Origin of the sequence: Anaeromyxobacter sp. Red801, from assembly GCF_049201065.2 — a bacterium.
Lineage (GTDB): Bacteria > Myxococcota > Myxococcia > Myxococcales > Anaeromyxobacteraceae > Anaeromyxobacter.
Window position 1 is genome coordinate 2900785 of record NZ_CM181236.1, and the last position, 14877, is coordinate 2915661.

The 14877-nt window shown below is 73.5% G+C and carries 13 protein-coding genes; 6 read left to right on the plus strand and 7 right to left on the minus strand.

Features of this window, described 5'->3' with window-relative positions:
* Positions 1-22 precede the first annotated feature (22 nt).
* Both ACOQFB_RS13360 and ACOQFB_RS13365 read right to left on the minus strand, forming a co-directional pair.
* Positions 23-1267: a serine hydrolase domain-containing protein gene (locus tag ACOQFB_RS13360; protein ID WP_421610041.1), complete on the minus strand. Its 1245-nt coding sequence runs from the start codon at positions 1265-1267 to the stop codon at positions 23-25.
* Positions 1268-1419: 152 nt separating this feature from the next.
* Positions 1420-1917, minus strand: coding sequence for a YybH family protein (locus ACOQFB_RS13365; RefSeq protein ID WP_421610042.1), 498 nt, complete (start codon positions 1915-1917; stop codon positions 1420-1422).
* 253 nt (positions 1918-2170) lie between these two features.
* Here ACOQFB_RS13365 and ACOQFB_RS13370 point away from each other — a divergent pair, with 253 nt between their 5' ends.
* Complete coding sequence (locus tag ACOQFB_RS13370; protein WP_421610043.1) at positions 2171-3754, plus strand: alkyl sulfatase dimerization domain-containing protein; 1584 nt, start codon at positions 2171-2173, stop codon at positions 3752-3754.
* A gap of 48 nt (positions 3755-3802) precedes the next feature.
* On the opposite strand, the gene ACOQFB_RS13375 is transcribed toward ACOQFB_RS13370, so the two are convergent.
* Complete coding sequence (locus tag ACOQFB_RS13375) at positions 3803-4024, minus strand: hypothetical protein (RefSeq protein WP_421610044.1); 222 nt, start codon at positions 4022-4024, stop codon at positions 3803-3805.
* Between the two features lie 718 nt (positions 4025-4742).
* Between ACOQFB_RS13375 and ACOQFB_RS13380 the strand changes: the two genes are divergently transcribed.
* Entirely contained in the window at positions 4743-5636 is an 894-nt protein-coding gene (locus ACOQFB_RS13380; protein ID WP_237757764.1) for a TerC family protein, read from the plus strand.
* Between the two features lie 27 nt (positions 5637-5663).
* Here the strand turns inward: ACOQFB_RS13380 and ACOQFB_RS13385 are convergent, their stop codons facing one another.
* Together ACOQFB_RS13385 and ACOQFB_RS13390 are read right to left on the minus strand one after the other, a co-directional pair.
* On the minus strand, positions 5664-6554 hold the full coding sequence (locus tag ACOQFB_RS13385) for a hypothetical protein (RefSeq protein WP_494492245.1): 891 nt from the start codon (positions 6552-6554) through the stop codon (positions 5664-5666).
* Complete coding sequence (locus tag ACOQFB_RS13390) at positions 6509-7789, minus strand: DUF8754 domain-containing protein (protein WP_494492246.1); 1281 nt, start codon at positions 7787-7789, stop codon at positions 6509-6511. The genes ACOQFB_RS13385 and ACOQFB_RS13390 overlap by 46 nt, the downstream gene beginning before the upstream one ends.
* Before the next feature lie 232 nt (positions 7790-8021).
* Here ACOQFB_RS13390 and ACOQFB_RS13395 point away from each other — a divergent pair, with 232 nt between their 5' ends.
* Together ACOQFB_RS13395 and ACOQFB_RS13400 are read left to right on the plus strand one after the other, a co-directional pair.
* A complete protein-coding gene (locus ACOQFB_RS13395; RefSeq protein ID WP_421610046.1) occupies positions 8022-8882 on the plus strand; it encodes an SDR family NAD(P)-dependent oxidoreductase in 861 nt (286 codons plus the stop codon).
* 112 nt (positions 8883-8994) lie between these two features.
* Entirely contained in the window at positions 8995-9534 is a 540-nt protein-coding gene (locus ACOQFB_RS13400; RefSeq protein ID WP_421610047.1) for a DUF1697 domain-containing protein, read from the plus strand.
* Between the two features lie 37 nt (positions 9535-9571).
* Here ACOQFB_RS13400 and ACOQFB_RS13405 read toward each other — a convergent pair whose 3' ends face one another.
* The gene (locus tag ACOQFB_RS13405; protein ID WP_421610048.1) at positions 9572-10831 is read right to left on the minus strand and encodes a hypothetical protein; all 1260 of its coding nucleotides are present in this window, start codon (positions 10829-10831) and stop codon (positions 9572-9574) included.
* Positions 10832-10945: 114 nt separating this feature from the next.
* On the opposite strand from ACOQFB_RS13405, the gene ACOQFB_RS13410 reads away from it, so the two are divergent.
* Positions 10946-11389 (plus strand): hypothetical protein, encoded by a 444-nt coding sequence (locus tag ACOQFB_RS13410; RefSeq protein WP_059435656.1) that lies wholly within the window; start codon positions 10946-10948, stop codon positions 11387-11389.
* A 135-nt stretch (positions 11390-11524) separates the two neighbouring features.
* Entirely contained in the window at positions 11525-13936 is a 2412-nt protein-coding gene (locus ACOQFB_RS13415; RefSeq protein WP_421610049.1) for a molybdopterin-containing oxidoreductase family protein, read from the plus strand.
* Positions 13937-14005: 69 nt separating this feature from the next.
* On the opposite strand, the gene ACOQFB_RS13420 is transcribed toward ACOQFB_RS13415, so the two are convergent.
* Positions 14006-14752, minus strand: coding sequence for a glycine cleavage system protein H (locus ACOQFB_RS13420; protein WP_421610050.1), 747 nt, complete (start codon positions 14750-14752; stop codon positions 14006-14008).
* Positions 14753-14877: the final 125 nt, after the last annotated feature.

Genomic DNA, 14877 nt, shown 5'->3' on the forward strand with positions numbered 1-14877 from the left:
CGGTGCGAGCCTCGATCGACCCTCAGCCGCGGTACGGGTCCTCCACGCCGATCGAGCCGTACACCGCCCGGCGCAGCGCGGCCGCCCTCGGGTCGTCGAGGTGCGTGCCCATCTTGTTCGGGACGTAGCCGAAGCCCATCCCTGCGTGCGGATCCGCGAACCCGAACGCCCCTCCCGCCCCCGGCGCCCCGAAGGCGCTCGGATGGGCCCAGGGGCTGCCGGCGCTCGGCCTCGCGAACCCGAGCGAGAACGGGATCTCGACCTTCAGGCACGCGTCGCGGAACCCGCGGGACGGCCGGACGGGCGGCGCCGCGAGCTGCCTCAGCGTCTCCTCGCGCAGCGCCAGCTCCGTGCCGCCCGACGCGAACGCACCGTAGATCCGCGCCATGCCGCGCGCGGTGCCGACGCCGCCGCCCGCGGGGATCTCGAGGTTGCGCGCGTAGACGCCGCGCGCGCACTGCTCCGGGAGCTCCGACCCCTGCAGCGCGCGGCGCAGGCGGGACCGCGCGCTCAGGCCGGCGAGCGCGAGCAAGGGAGGCATGGTGAGGAGCATGCGCAGCATGGACCCGGACCGGACCAGCGGCGCGAGCCTCGCGTCCGGGATGTCCTCGGGCAGCCGGATGTAGAAGTCCGCGCCCAGCGGCGCCGCCAGCTCCTCCTGGAAGAATCGGCCCAGCGTCCGGTGTGCGGGATCCACCCGGCGGAGCAGCTCGCCCTGGTAGAAGCCGACGGTGATCGCGTGGTACGCCTGCCGCGTCCCGGCGGGCCAGGCCGGCCGCTGGCGGGCGAGGACGGCGGCCAGCCGATCGGGATCCGCGACGAGGTCCATCACCGGCCGCTCGTCGAGCGCGAACAGGCCGGCCTGGTGGGCGAGGAGCTGCCGGACGGTGATCTCCGCCTTCCCCGCCTGCGCGAACTCCGGCCAGTACGTGCTCACCCGCTCGTCGTATTCCAGCAGCCCGCGGGAATGGGCGAGCGCGATCGCGAGGCTGGCCAGGCCCTTCGTGGCGGAGAAGACGAGCGCCATGGTGTCCTCGCGCCACGGCTCGCCCGTCGCCGCGTCGCGGACGCCGCCCCACAGGTCCACCACCTTCTCGCCGCGCAGGTAGACCGCGCAGGCGGCGCCGACCTCCCCGCGCCGCTCGAAGTTCTCCTCGAAGGCCCGCCGCACCGCCTCGAACCCCGGCCGGACGAGGCCGGCGACGCGGAGCTCCCGCGTCGGCGACCTGCCGTGCGCCCTCAGCGTCCCCGCGATCGACCCCGCCATGGCGCCCTCCTCGCGCATGGGTTCGCGGAGCGATTCCCCCGCGCCCGCTCCGGCCCGTCAATCGGGCCAAGGGTCACGGCCTCGAGGAGGAGCGGCGGCGTGACGCGCGCGGCGCTGCCGCCGCCCGGTACGCGCGAGATCGCGCGCGCCGGCTACTGCGCCGGATCGGGGACCAGCGCGTCGCGGTGGATGCGCCACGCGCCGTCCGGCTGGAGCTTCCAGATGGTCAGGTAGCGGCCGGTGCGCGTGACCGGCGGCGCGTCGCCGGTCTGCACGGTCAGGCGGTTCGTCCCGAGCTCGTAGGCCGCGTCGCCCTCGACCTGCACCGAGGCGGTCGCGATGGTCACCTCCAGGAACCGTGCGGCCTGGAACCTCGCCGCGAACAGCGCCTGGATCGCGGGCCGCCCGGTGACGAAGCCCTCCTTCGCGGACGACATGTACACGGCGTCGTCCGTGAACAGCGAGGCGATCGCGGCCGCGTCCGCGCGCTTCATGGCGCCGCTGAAGCGCGCGAGGTTCTCCCCGATGGCGGCGCGCACCGCCGCCGGATCGCGCGGCGCGCCGGCGCCGGGACCTGCGTGGGCGCAGCCCGCGCCGGAGGAGGCGATGACCGACGCGACGAACCAGGACCGCAGCGTGCTCAGGCACATGATGGTCTCCCTTGGCGGGAATCCTCTTCGCGATGACGGACCGTGCAAGGCACCTCGGGGGGCCTCATCGCGTTTCCCGCCCCCGCGTCCCTCCGTCGAGACGCGGTGCTCGCCGCCCCAGCCGCCTCCGAACGTCCTCGCCCACGCGGGGTCGCGTCCGCGGCGCGCAACCCAGCTCAGGTGCGCCGCGAAGGCGAATGGACCGGCGCCGGTGATCTCCTCAGCATCGCGCGGGGGGAGCACGGAGGGATCCATGATCACGAGACCACGGGCTGCCGTACTGCTGGCCATCGCCGCGACCGTGTCGGTTCCGGCGCTGGCGGCGACCAATCCCTACTACCTGGAGCCGGGCTGGATGTCCGACCCGCTCTTCACGGGCAGGGAGAAGTACTGCCCTCCCTACCCCGACGTGCTGCAGTGCCCCGGCGCCTGGTGGCGCGACACGGCCAACCAGAACCTGCTGTCGCAGCACACCGTGGACGAGTTCGACCGGCGCATCGACCTCGTCTACGCGACCCCGCCCGTGCCCGGCGAGACGCCGTGCTGGACCGACCCCGCGGGCAACGAGCACTTCTGCTCGGGGTTCGAGGTGTACGTCTGGCGCGGGGGCTCGCCCTCGAACGTGGTCCTCGTCACGACGCGGTACGCCTACCTGATCGTCGGCTGCGGCGGGGGCGACGGCGCCGCGGGCGACGTCAGGACGGAGATGTTCCGCTTCTTCTCCACGCATCCGACGCGGCTGTCCAGCCGCAGGCTCGCGGGCGTCGTCCTGCCCGCGGCGCTCCCGCAGTACGACTGGGGCTGCTCGACCTGGACGGCCGGCACCGCGAACGTCGGCGTGTACGCCGCGGCGAGCTACGCGTCGGAGCTGGAGCGTGAGCGCCTCCTCGTCGACGAGCTCACGAGGCGGCGCCGCTACGCGTACGGCGCCGGTCCGACCTGGGGCGCGGACGGCAAGATCGGTGCCGGGTCGGCCCGGAACGCCGCCTGGATGCCGCCGGAGGCCGCCGCTGAGCCGACGGCGTTCATCTCGACGGCGACGCCCATCCTGCTGCAGCCGCCCGCCGTGACGGTGCAGCTCATCCCGACGGGCCGCGGTCACGCCGACCTCCTGACGTACATCCCCGCAGCGAGCCTCCTCGTCGCCGGGGACATGGGCACGTACCTCCCGGACGCCGGCACCATCGCGGAGCAGCCCGTCTCGGTGACCGCCTGGATCGACGCGCTGGAGGAGCTGCGCCTGCTCGCGCCCGACGTCCTCGTGCCCATGCAGGGTGGGCCGACCGTCGGCGCCGAGGCGGTGCTCGCGAGGTTCGTCGCCCAGAAGGCGGCGCTCGTGCACGTGCGGGACCGGACCCTGGAGCTGGCGAACGCCGGCACTCCGCTGGAGGAGATCGTCGCCGCGATCACGCTGCCGGAGGAGCTCGCCGGCCGTCCGGAGCTCGAGGAGTTCGCCGGGACGATCCCGTTCCTCGTCCGCTCCGTCTTCCACGAGCGCCTGGGCTGGTTCGGCGGCGCGCCCGTCGAGCTCACCACCACCCTGACCGAGCTTCACCAGGCCCAGATCCTGGTGGGGCTCGCCGGCAACATGGACACGCTGCTGACGCGGGCGCGCAAGGCCGAGCTCGCGGCGCAGACCCTGGCCCAGGCCGAGGAGGCGCTGTTCCTCGCGAGCGCGGCGTACCGGTACGCGCGCGACGTGAACACGAGCTACCTGACCGACGCCACCGCGGTCTACGCCCAGGCGCTGAGGAAGGTGGCCTACATGCAGAACAGCGCGCACGTCAGGAACTACCACCTGTGCAAGGCGCTCCAGATCGAGGGGCACATGTACTAGCCGTCGGCGTCCCCGCGGCGAGCGGTCCGGGGCGTCGCCGCGGGGGCCTCACTCCCGGTCGGAGGGCAAGAGCCTTGCGACCGCGAGGCAGCCAAGGCCGACCAGGATCAGGAGGAGGCCCGGCCGAGCGAACGCGCCGGTGCTGGCGACCCGCGCGAAGAGGCCCTGGGTGAAGACCTTCGGGTTCGTGATGGGGAACGGCAGCGCCATCGCGCCGATCGCCGCGACGCAGGTCCCCACGATGATCAGGGTGGTCTTCGCGCGCCCCACGGGCTGACCATACCATCCGTGCACCGACGCCGCGAGGCCCGCGCCCGTCGGGCCGCGGCCGGTCGGGCGACCCCGCAATCCCGGGCCTGCTCCACCACTGAGCGTGAGGCATACTTCCCGTCCCAGGGGGGAGCATGAACGCGGTTCGGGGACGGAGCCTCGCTCGCGCCGGCGCGGCGCGATGGCGCTGGCGGAGCCGTGGAGCGACTGCGGATGGCCACCCGGTGTGCCCCCGTCCAACGAGCTGAACCTCGACAGCGGGAGCTTCACCGAGCACCTCCTCGGCGCCGAGCTCCTCCTCCGCTGGCTCTCCTTCCCGGCGAGCGGCGGCGGTTCCCGCGGCGGAGTCACCACCAAGCTCGGCTTCGACTGGAACGTCCCGTGCTCGTTCGCGCTGGGACGTCTGGATGGTCGGGTACCTGGTCGAGTTCACGGCGCCGCTCGTGCTGGACGGGCCGGGCGCTTGACCGCACGCGCGCGTCAACAAGCCGCAGGGAGGCGGGCGGGAAGCCAGAGATGGCGCCGGCCACCTCGGCCATGATGCCCGCGGGGCGGCGCGCCGGCGCGCCTCCGGGAGCGGACCAGCGATGGCGCCGATTCGCTGCCACGGCGGCGCCCACGGCCGGCGAGCGGCGAACAGGTCGGGACCGACCGAGCGGGGGACGCCGTGGAACACGCGATCTGGGAATGGGCCGCCTTCGGCGGCTTCGTGCTGGTGATGCTCGCGCTGGACCTGGGCGTCTTCCACCGGAAGGATCACGCCGTCGGGCCACGCGAGGCGCTCGCGTGGTCGCTGCTCTGGATCGCCCTCGCCCTCGGCTTCGGCGCATACGTGTGGCAGCGCCACGGCGCCGACAGCGGCCTCGAGTACCTGACCGGCTACGTCATCGAGAAGTCGCTCTCGGTGGACAACATCTTCGTGTTCGTCGTGATCTTCGGCGCGCTCGGGATCCCGGCCCTGTACCAGCACCGGGTCCTGTTCTGGGGCATCCTCTCCGCCCTGGTGCTCCGCGGCGCGATGATCGCGGCCGGCGCCGCGCTCCTCGAGCGCTTCCACTGGATCATCTACGTCTTCGGCGGCTTCCTGGTCCTCACCGGCGTGAAGCTCTTCCTCGCGCGCGGTGGGGTGTCTCACCCGGAGCAGAGCGCCGTCTTCCGCGTGCTGAAGCGCGTGGTCCCGGCCACCCCTCGCCTCGACGGCAACCGCTTCTTCACCGTCGAGGGCGGCAAGCGCGTCGCCACCCCGCTGTTCTTCGCGCTGGCCCTCATCGAGTTCACCGACGTCGTGTTCGCCGTGGACTCCATCCCGGCCATCTTCGCGATCACGCGCGACCCGTTCATCGTGTTCACCTCGAACATCTTCGCCATCCTGGGGCTCAGGTCGCTGTACTTCCTGCTGGCCAGCTTCGTGGAGCGGTTCACGTACCTGAAGCCCTCGCTGGCGGCCGTCCTGGTGTTCGTCGGCGCGAAGATGGCGCTGGTGGACTTCGTCAAGGTCCACCCCGCCGTCTCGCTCGGCGTGGTCACGCTGATCCTGGCGACCGGCGTCGTCGCGAGCCTGGTCGTCACCCGGCGCAGCGCGGCCGCCCCCCGCGGCAGCGCGGGGACGTAGTCCCCGAGCCGTCGCGCGGAACGCGGCTCACGCCCCGGCGTGCACCTCGGGGCGGGTCGCGGGCGGCGCGCCCTCGCGCGCGGGCGGGCTCGCCGGCTCCCTGCCCCGCCAGCGGCCGCGCGCGGCGAGGGCGAGCGCGCGAACGCGGCCGATGTCCTCGTCGCTGAACGGCCCGTTCACGCCGGAGATCGCCGCCAGCCGCATGCCGTGCTTGAGGCCGAGCTTGTAGATCTCCTTCACCTTCTCCCACTCGATGTTGCGGCCGACGGTGTAGCTCTCGAACCGGCCCTCCAGCGCGAGGACGATCGTCTCCGCCAGGCAGGCGTACACGACGCCGTCCGGCAGGCCGATGTCGCGCATGCGCACGCCGCCGGGCAGCTGGATCTCGCCCGATTCGACCACGAGCACGTCCGGGCGCTTCGCCACCTCCGACGCCGGCAGGTCGAGCGGCCGCGCCACGTCCGTGATCACGCAGCCGGGCTTCACCTTCATGATGTCGAGGACCTTCTTGCCGGCGCCGGACGTGGCCGTGACCACGAGGTCCATGTCCCGCAGGTTCTCGTCCGCCTTGCTCGACAGGTGCACGCCTGCGTCGGGCGTGTCCGCCAGGATCGTCTCGCGCAGCGTGAGCAGCTTCCCGATCTCGGGCGAGACGAGGTAGACGTCGTCGAAGGACATGGCGAGGAGCCGCGCGCACGCCGAGCCGATCGCCCCGGTCGCCCCCACCACCATCGCCTTGCCGGCGACCCGGCCGTCCTCGCTCCGCGAGAGGAGCCCCAGGCGCTTCACGGCGTCGGCGGCGGCCCAGAGCGCCGCGGACGCGCTGTAGCTGTTCCCGGTGGTGATGGGGATGCCGGCGCGCTTCGCGACGGTCACGCCCGCGTCGCCCACCACCTTGGTGAACGCGCCGAGGCCCATGATCTGGGCGCCGAGCCCCTCCGCGATCTTCGCCGCGGCGAGCAGGCGCCGGTAGGTGAACTCGGGGCTGGCGCCAGCAGCTCCTTCGGCGTGCCGCCCACGGTGATGAGCCAGCCCTCCGCCTCGGTGCCGGTCGGCGACCGGATGCCGGTGATCTTCGAGTACACGAACGGCGGCGAGTAGGCGATGAGCTTCTCGACGGCGGGGAGCACGACGGAGGGCGCGATGCGCGACACCAGCTCCACCGGCTTCGCCGCCTTCAGGTACTCGCGCGACAGCGGGTGGATGACGAAGGCGAACCGGTTCACGCGCCGGGGCCTGCCGGACGGGAACAGGATGCGCGGCGCGAGCTTCATGTCGCCGAAGATCTCCAGGTACTCGTCGTGGAGCACGTCGTCGCGGCTCTGCCTGCCCAGGGCGGCGATGATCATGGCCTCGATGACGTTGAGGCCGACGACGCGCTCGAGCAGCTGCGGCGTGCGGTCGATGACGACGTCCACCCCCTGCTCCCCGAGCCGCTTCACCTCCGCGTCGGGGATCGCCGAGGTGAGGACCATCTTGTGGTTCAGCGCGCCGCGTCCGACCGCGGCGAGGTCGTCGTGGGGCCCGACCAGGACGCTCGCGTCGCGGGCCGCCCTGCCGAGCATCAACCGCGTCCAGACGTCGCGAGCCGAGGCCGGCGCCTTCCCCCAGAGCGCCTGGAGCGGACGCTGCACGGGGGCCGTGAGCGCCGCGTACGCCTCGAGCTGCGCGACCGAGCCGAGGATCGCCGGGATCCCGAGCTGGAGCAGCGGGTCGGCGAAGCTCAGGTTGTGCGTGTACTCGGACACCGCCTGCGCGATCGCGTAGTTCGCGAGCCCGGAGAGGAAGAGCACCCGCGCGTTCGTGAAGCAACGCTGCTCGTGCGCCTGGATGTGCCGGATGGCCCACTCGTCGAGGAAGCCGCGGAGGCGGGCGCCGGTGGTGACCGGCACCTCGCACACGGCCGCCTCGAGCTCGGCCGTGATGGGATCCTCCCACCGGCGCGTCCCCACGAGCAGGTGGTCGGAGACGAGGCCCAGGCCGATCGCGTCGCACTCGCCCTGCCAGCGCGCGAGCAGATCGAGCGCCCTGCCGACGTCGTGGTCCACCCCGAAGCGTCGGAGCCGGAACTGCTGCCCCATGAACCGCGTGGTGTAGTCGTAGTCCCCGGCGCTCGCGCCGAGGCTGATGCTGACGACGTTCTTCGTTTGCATGGTCCGCTCGCCGCAATGATGCGCCAGCCCGTGGGCACGTTCGCCGGCACGGGCGGGGCCGGTTCGAACCGGTCCCCTCGGGCTGGTGTGACCGACGAGCAGGACGATCGGCTGGCGGTGGCGCCGCGCCGCTCGCTCCGGGACGCGTCTCTCCCTGGTCTGCGACCATCGGGCGCAGCCTCATCGATCCACCCGAGGAGCAACGTCGGCGAGGACGAGCGTGGAGGTCGCCATGAAGGCGTGGAAGGGGAAGCGCGTCCTCATCACGGGCGCCGCGGCCGGGATCGGCCGGGCGCTCGCCGAGCGGCTCGGCGCCCGCGGCGCCGAGCTGATCCTGACCGACCGGGACGAGGCGCCGCTGGCCGCGACCGCCGACGCGATCCGCGGGGCCGGGGCCATCGCGACGCACCACGTCCTCGACGTGACGAAGGGCGCCGCCATCCTGCAGGTGCGGGACGCCATCCACGCCAGCGGCGGGCCCATCGACGTGCTGGTCAACAACGCCGGGGTGGTCTTCGGCGGCGCGTTCCTGGACGTCCCGCTCCAGAAGCACCTCGACACGTTCTCCGTGAACGTGCTCGGGCTGGTGTCGATGACGAACGCGTTCCTCGCCGACCTCGTCGGCAGGCCCCGCGCCCACCTCGTCAACGTGGCGAGCGCGGCGGGCCTCACGGCCGTGCCGTTCGCGAGCACCTACGCGTCGAGCAAGTGGGCCGTGGTCGGGTTCTCCGAGTCGATCCGGCTGGAGCTCGCGCGCCTGGGGCACCGCCACGTGCACGTGACGACGGTCTGCCCGCTGTACGTCTCGACCGGCCTCTTCGAAGGGGCCCGGCCGCCGCTGTTCACGTCGATGCTCACCGCGGCGCAGCTCGCGGACGAGATCGTCGAGGGCGTCGAGCGGGACGACGTCTTCGTCCGCACGCCCTGGCTCGTGAAGCTCGTGCCGTTCCTGAACGGCGTCCTCCCCACCCGGCTCGCCGACGCGCTGTCCACCGCGCTCGGCGCCGCGGGCAGCATGGAGCAGTGGACCGGGCGCGCCCCGGAGGCGCCGAAGGCGCCCGCGCGCCGGGCCTCCGGCCGCCGCCCGCGCTGACGCGACCCCGCGCATGCAGCGCCCTCGGCGTGGACCATCTCGGGTTCACGGACAGAGACGTCTTGCCGCTGCGGCGGGGGTCGGCTAGGAGGGGCGTGACCGAAAGGAACGCATGAGCCGCTACCTGGTGCTGCTTCGCGGGATCAACGTCGGCGGCAAGAACCTCATCGGCATGCCCGCCCTGAAGGCGGCCTTCGAGGCCGACGGGTTCTCCGAGGTCGCGACGTACATCCAGAGCGGCAACGTCCTCGTCTCGACCTCGGAGCGCGGCGCCACCCTCGTCCCGCGCATCGAGGCGATGCTCTCGAGCGCGTTCGACTACCCCGCCAGCGTGGTCGTGCTCTCCCGCGCGCAGCTTCGCCGGGTAGTGGAGCACGCGCCCGACGGCTTCGGCACGCGGCCCGAGCGCTTCCGCTACGACGCCATCTTCCTGAAGGCGCCGCTGTCGCCCGCCCAGGCGGTCGAGCGCGTCCCGGTGAACCCCGAGGTCGACGAGGTCACCGCCGGCCCCGGGGTCCTCTACTTCTCCCGGCTCATCGCGAAGGCGTCGCAGAGCCGCATGAGCCGGGTCATCGGGCAGCCGATCTACAAGCAGATGACGATCCGCAACTGGAACACCACGACGCGGCTGCACGAGCTGATGGGCGAGTGACCCGGGCGTCAGGTGACGCGGCTGCGCCAGGGGGCGCTCACAGGGTGAGCAGGAACCCCGCACCGACGCGGACGCCGGGGCGGCCGTCGTGCCAACCTGCCGCGCTCATCACCGCGAGATCGACGAACGGGAGGTGGAGCGTGACGGCCGGCCCGGCGCCGATCCACACGCGGGTGCGGTCCGGCCCCGGGGACGGGATGGTGTGCCAGCCGGCCTCGAGGCCGAGCGTCGCGTACTCCAGGACGTCCCAGACGATCTCCGCGCTCGCGGCCCCGCCCGGCCGATCCCGGGCGGTGCGGGATTCGTGCGCGCCGTAGGCGGCGAGCCGCCCCCGCAACGCGACGTCGGGCGCGAGCCGCTTCCGGCCCATGGCGCTCACCCCGTACGACCAGACGGTGCCGCGGTCCGCGTCGTGCTCGATCCCGACCAGCCCGGCTTCGACGGCGAGCTCGGGACGCTCGAGCGCCTCCACCTCTCCGAAGGAGAGGCGCAGGGACCCCGGCGCGCCGACCTCGAGGCGATCGGTGATGCCGAGCGCGAGCCCCCAGCCCCCGGTGAAGCCGCCGTGGGCGAGCCACCGCTCGCGCGCCACCCACCACTGGAATCCACCCGCCGGCAGCGTGAGCGACCGTCGCGCGAGCCCCGGCTCGAAGCGCTTCGGGAAGTCGTCGGCGCGCGCCGCGGCGGCGACGTTCGCGGCGCTCGCGGGCCTGAGCTCGACCCCGTCGACGAGCGTGCGCCACGACTCCGCGAAGCCATCGTGCGGGAGGCCGCCCGTGTCCAGCGCGGTGTACGCGATGACGCATGCGCGATCCGGGGCGGCCGGTGGCACGAAGGCGATGAGCGCCGAGTGGACGACGCGCTTCTGGAGGAGGCCGGCCTTCGCGGCGGTCTCCTCGGCCCGGATCGCCACGGCGACCGCGGCGCCGCCGAAAGTCCGCGGCGGGCTCGCGTCGAGCGCCTCGATCGCCGCGGCCGGATCGCCGAGCTTGCTCCTCGCCTCGGCGGAGAGCTGGGCGAGGACGGCCTCACCGGACGGCAGCACCGTCCGTCCGTCCTGCTCGGAGATCTCGATCCACCGATCCCGCGCGCGACCGTCCACTGCGTGGACCAGCTCGAACCCGCGCACCGGCACGTCGAACGTGCGCGCCACCTTCCAGCCCGGGCCCGCGGGCGCCGGAACGACGGCGGACTGGAGCTGGAGCACCTCGCGATCGCGCACCGGCCGCGTGCGCGGCCCCCAGGAGCATCCGGACATGAGGAGGCCCACCACCAGCACCACTGCGAACCGGTCCATCCGTCTCCTCTTCGACCCTCGGCGCCGATGCCGTGGAGTCCTCGATGTCACTCAGGCCGTCGGCGGCCGTTCCAGCGAACGCGAGGCTCTAGCAAGCGCGATACCACACCATTCGTGACATCATGGAACGCTTCGTGCTCCGACGCCTTCGGCGACCTGTTCCTCGGCGGCGCCGACCTGTCGAACGACGCGACGCACCTGGACGGCCATCGCGCGGTCATAGCTCCACGGATCACCGCCTTCAGCTACCGGTATCCCTGGCCGTCGATCTTCACCAACAGCGGCGAGCTCGCGATGTCCATCCACGTCGCGTTGCTCGACGCGCGCGGCGCCGTCGCCTTCGAGCAGACCTACGTGGCCGAGCGCGTCGAGGTCCCTGGCCGGCCCGGCGTCCTGGCGGCCGAGAACATCACCCGGGCCGCGCACGTCGCCGCCCAGGCCGTCATGTTCCGGGCTGCCGAGGACATCCGGGAGCGGCTCGCGCCCCAGGCTGCACCGCCTGCTCCATCGACCGAACCGGTGGCGGAGGGCGCGCGCCTGGGGACGGCCTCACCGTGAACCCGGCGCACAGTGTGGCCCGGACGTGACGCCCACCGCCTCAGGGCGAGCGCTGGTGCGCCTGCCCCGTTCCGTTCGGGCTGAGCCCCAGGACGGTCCAGCCCGCGGCGACATGGCGGCCCAAGGGCACGGGTGATGGCGCCCGGCCACCCGACTTCGGAGCGCGTCCGCACGTACTGCGCGCTGTGCGTCTCGCGCTGCGGCGCGATCGCGACCATCGAGGACGGGCGCTTCGTCCGCCTCGATCCCGACCCGTCGCACCCCACGGGCCAGGCGCTCTGCGCGAAGGGACGGGCCGCGCCGGAGCTCGTCCATCACCGCGACCGCCTGAAGTACCCGTTGAAGCGCACGCGACCGAAGGGCGATCCCGATCCGGGCTGGCAGCGGATCGGCTGGGACGAGGCGCTGGAGCTCACCGCGTCGCGGCTCGGCGCGCTCGCCGCGGAGTCCGGGCCCGAGAGCGTCGCGTTCAGCCTGGTGTCGCCCTCGACCTCGGCGTCGGACGACTCGATGGCCTGGGTGGAACGGCTGATGCGCGCGTTCGGCAGCCCGAACCTCGTCGGCGCGATGGAGCTCTGCGGCTGGGGCCGGTACTTCGCGACGGGCTTCACGTTCGGTGCGCCGGTGCCCGGGAAGTACCTGCCCGACCTCGAGAACGCCGGCTGCATCCTGTTCTGGGGATACAACCCCAACCACGCGCGGCTCGCCCACGCGACCGCCACCCTCGCAGCGCAGAAGCGCGGGGCCCGCCTCGTCGTGGTCGACCCGCGGCGCACCGAGCCGGCACGGCGCGCCGACGCGTGGCTGCAGGTGCGCCCCGGCACCGACGCCGCGCTCGCGCTCGGGCTCGCCGGCGTGATGATCGAGCGCGGCTGGTTCGACGAGCCGTTCGTGCGTGAGTGGACGAACGGCCCGCTGCTCGTCCGCTCGGACACGGGCCGCCTCCTCACCGACGCGGACGTCTCGGAGGGCGGGGACGCGGGACGCCACGTCGCCTGGGACCGAGCCGCCGGCCGCCCCACCGGCTACGACCCGCGCCGTGGACGGTACGACGTGGACCCCACGGACCTCGCCCTGTCCGGCGAGCACACGGTGAGGACGTGGAAGGGCGACGTGCGCTGCCGGACGGCGTTCGAGCTCGCGGCCGCGCGCTGCCGCGCCTACCCGCCGGAGCGCGTGGAGGCGATCACCGGCGTGCCGCGCGCCGAGGTCGAGCGCTCGGCGCGGCTCCTGTGGGAGTCGAGACCCCTCGCCTACTACGCGTGGAGCGGCGTCGAGATGCAGACGAGCTCGACGCAGATCGCACGGGCGATCGCGCAGCTCTCCGTGCTGACCGGCAGCCTCGACGCACGCGGCGGCAACGTGCTCTTCCCGGCGGTCGCCAGCCCCGCGGTCGGCTCCGAGGTGCCGGCGCGGCCGGCGCGCCCGGCGGTGGGGCTCGGCGTCGCGGAACGTCCCCTCGGCCCGGCGCGGTGGGGTTTCGCGACGACCGACGAGCTGTACCGCGGCATCCTCGAGCGCGAGCCGTACGCCGTGCGAGGTCTCGTCGGGTTCGGCTCCAACCTGCTGCTGTCGCACGGCGACGTCCTGCGCGGACGCGGGGCGCTGGCCGCGCTCGACTTCTACGTCCACGCGGACCTCTTCATGAACCCGACCGCGGAGCTCGCCGACGTCGTCCTGCCGGTGGCGAGCGGCTTCGAGCGCGAGGCGCTCAAGCTCGGCTTCGAGGTGAGCCCCGCGGCGCAGTCGCTCGTCCAGCTGCGGCGGCCCGTGGCCGCTCCCCCCGGCGAGGCGCGCTCCGACACCGCCATCGTCTTCGACCTCGCCGTCGCGCTCGGCCTCGGCGAGCACTTCTGGAACGGGGACGTCGACGCGGCCTATCGCCACCAGCTGGCGCCCTCGGGCCTCTCGCTCGAGTGGCTGCGCGCGCACCCGGAGGGCGCGCGCGTCGCGCTCGAGACGCGCTACCGCAAGTTCGCGGAGACGGCCGGCGGCGTCCCGCTGGGCTTCGGCACGCCCACCCGCAAGATCGAGCTGTACTCGGAGACGCTGCTCGCGCACGGCCAGCCGCCGCTGCCGGAGTACCAGGAGCCGCAGGTCGGCCCGGTCTCCCGTCCGGACCTCGCCGAGCGCTACCCGCTCGTCCTCACGTGCGCCAAGCACACCCTGTTCTGCGAGAGCCAGCACCGGGCGCTCCCCAGCCTGCGGCGCAAGGCGATGGACCCGGAGGTCGAGCTGCATCCCGCCGCCGCGGCGGAGCGAGGCATCGCGGCGGGCGACTGGGTCCGCATCGAGACGCCGGAGGGTCGCGTCCGGGCGCGGGCGCGGCTGAACGACACCCTGCAGCCGAACGTGGTCTGCGGCCAGCACGGCTGGTGGCAGCCGTGCCCCGAGGTGGGCGCGCCCGGCTACGAGCCGTTCGGCCCCGACGGCGCGAACTTCAACCTGCTGATCGGGAACGCGGCCATCGACCCGATCAGCGGCTCCGTGCCTCACCGGGCGTACCTCTGCGAGATCCGGCGGGCGGAGGAGGCCGGCGGGCGATAGGCGGCCTGCAGACGAACGAGAGAGGGCCGGCGCTCGCCGGCCCCCGTCGCGCCCTTCGTCCGCGGCGGCTCAAGTCAGGAAGTACTCCCGGGCCAGCTCGTCCCAGCCCTCTCCTGCCAGCGCCCGGGCGATGCCGTGGACCGGCGTGCCGCCGTCCTGCAGGACCTGCCCGAGCTCGGGGGCGAGGCGGAGCGCGAGCGTGTCCCCGGCCGCGTCGAGCATCCGCTGCGCCGGCGCCTCGGCCTGGAGCTGCCGGAAGTTCGCGACCAGCCGCGGCGCCTTCACCTTGAACAGCCAGCCGGCGCCGTAGGGGTCCTCGAGCGCGCCGTGGGCGCTGACGCGCGGGTTCACCGCCACCACGGTTCCGTCCACCGGCGAGAGCATCGCGACGCCGCGGTCCTCGTCGCGCAGCTCGATGGCGGGCTCGCCCTGCGCCACCCGCGTCCCGACCGCGGGGAGCTCCACCGTCGTCGGCCCCACCAGCTTGTGGGCGAAGTCGTCGATGCCGACCGAGACGAGGCCATCGCCTCCCAGCCGCGCCCAGGTGTGGCCGGGGTGCAGGTGCACGTCGGCCGGGACGTGGAACCAGCCGGCCGAGGCCGGCCGGGGGATGGCCGTCGCGCCGGCGGGGCGGGCCGCACGGAGGGCGGCGGAGACGGCCTCGCGCAGCGGCGGCGAGACGCGCACCACCTCGCGCACCTCGCGGCGGCCGCCCTGCACGTACCGCCAGAACGGGATAAAGAGCAGCAGGTAGCCGATCCCGAGCCCGTACTCCAGGAGCTTCGCCGGGTAGACCGAGAGCAGATCGTAGGCCATTGGCTCCCTCGTCGTTGGGTGGCGTGCGCTGCCGTCTACCGGCGTCAGTGCGTGGCGGAGAGGTCGAGCGCCGGGATGATGGCGAATCCGATGAGGGCCAGCACGAGTGCGAACATCATGGCGTG

Excerpts from the sequence above, each read along its gene's own strand:
- ACOQFB_RS13360 (WP_421610041.1), bottom strand. The coding sequence starts at position 1,267 with ATGGCGGGGTCGATCGCGGGGACGCTGAGGGCGCACGGCAGGTCGCCG.
- ACOQFB_RS13365 (WP_421610042.1), bottom strand. The coding sequence starts at position 1,917 with ATGTGCCTGAGCACGCTGCGGTCCTGGTTCGTCGCGTCGGTCATCGCC.
- ACOQFB_RS13370 (WP_421610043.1), top strand. The coding sequence starts at position 2,171 with ATGATCACGAGACCACGGGCTGCCGTACTGCTGGCCATCGCCGCGACC.
- ACOQFB_RS13380 (WP_237757764.1), top strand. The coding sequence starts at position 4,743 with ATGCTCGCGCTGGACCTGGGCGTCTTCCACCGGAAGGATCACGCCGTC.
- ACOQFB_RS13385 (WP_494492245.1), bottom strand. The coding sequence starts at position 6,554 with ATGGGCCTCGGCGCGTTCACCAAGGTGGTGGGCGACGCGGGCGTGACC.
- ACOQFB_RS13390 (WP_494492246.1), bottom strand. The coding sequence starts at position 7,789 with ATGCAAACGAAGAACGTCGTCAGCATCAGCCTCGGCGCGAGCGCCGGG.
- ACOQFB_RS13395 (WP_421610046.1), top strand. The coding sequence starts at position 8,022 with ATGAAGGCGTGGAAGGGGAAGCGCGTCCTCATCACGGGCGCCGCGGCC.
- ACOQFB_RS13400 (WP_421610047.1), top strand. The coding sequence starts at position 8,995 with ATGAGCCGCTACCTGGTGCTGCTTCGCGGGATCAACGTCGGCGGCAAG.
- ACOQFB_RS13405 (WP_421610048.1), bottom strand. The coding sequence starts at position 10,831 with ATGGACCGGTTCGCAGTGGTGCTGGTGGTGGGCCTCCTCATGTCCGGA.
- ACOQFB_RS13415 (WP_421610049.1), top strand. The coding sequence starts at position 11,525 with ATGGCGCCCGGCCACCCGACTTCGGAGCGCGTCCGCACGTACTGCGCG.
- ACOQFB_RS13420 (WP_421610050.1), bottom strand. The coding sequence starts at position 14,752 with ATGGCCTACGATCTGCTCTCGGTCTACCCGGCGAAGCTCCTGGAGTAC.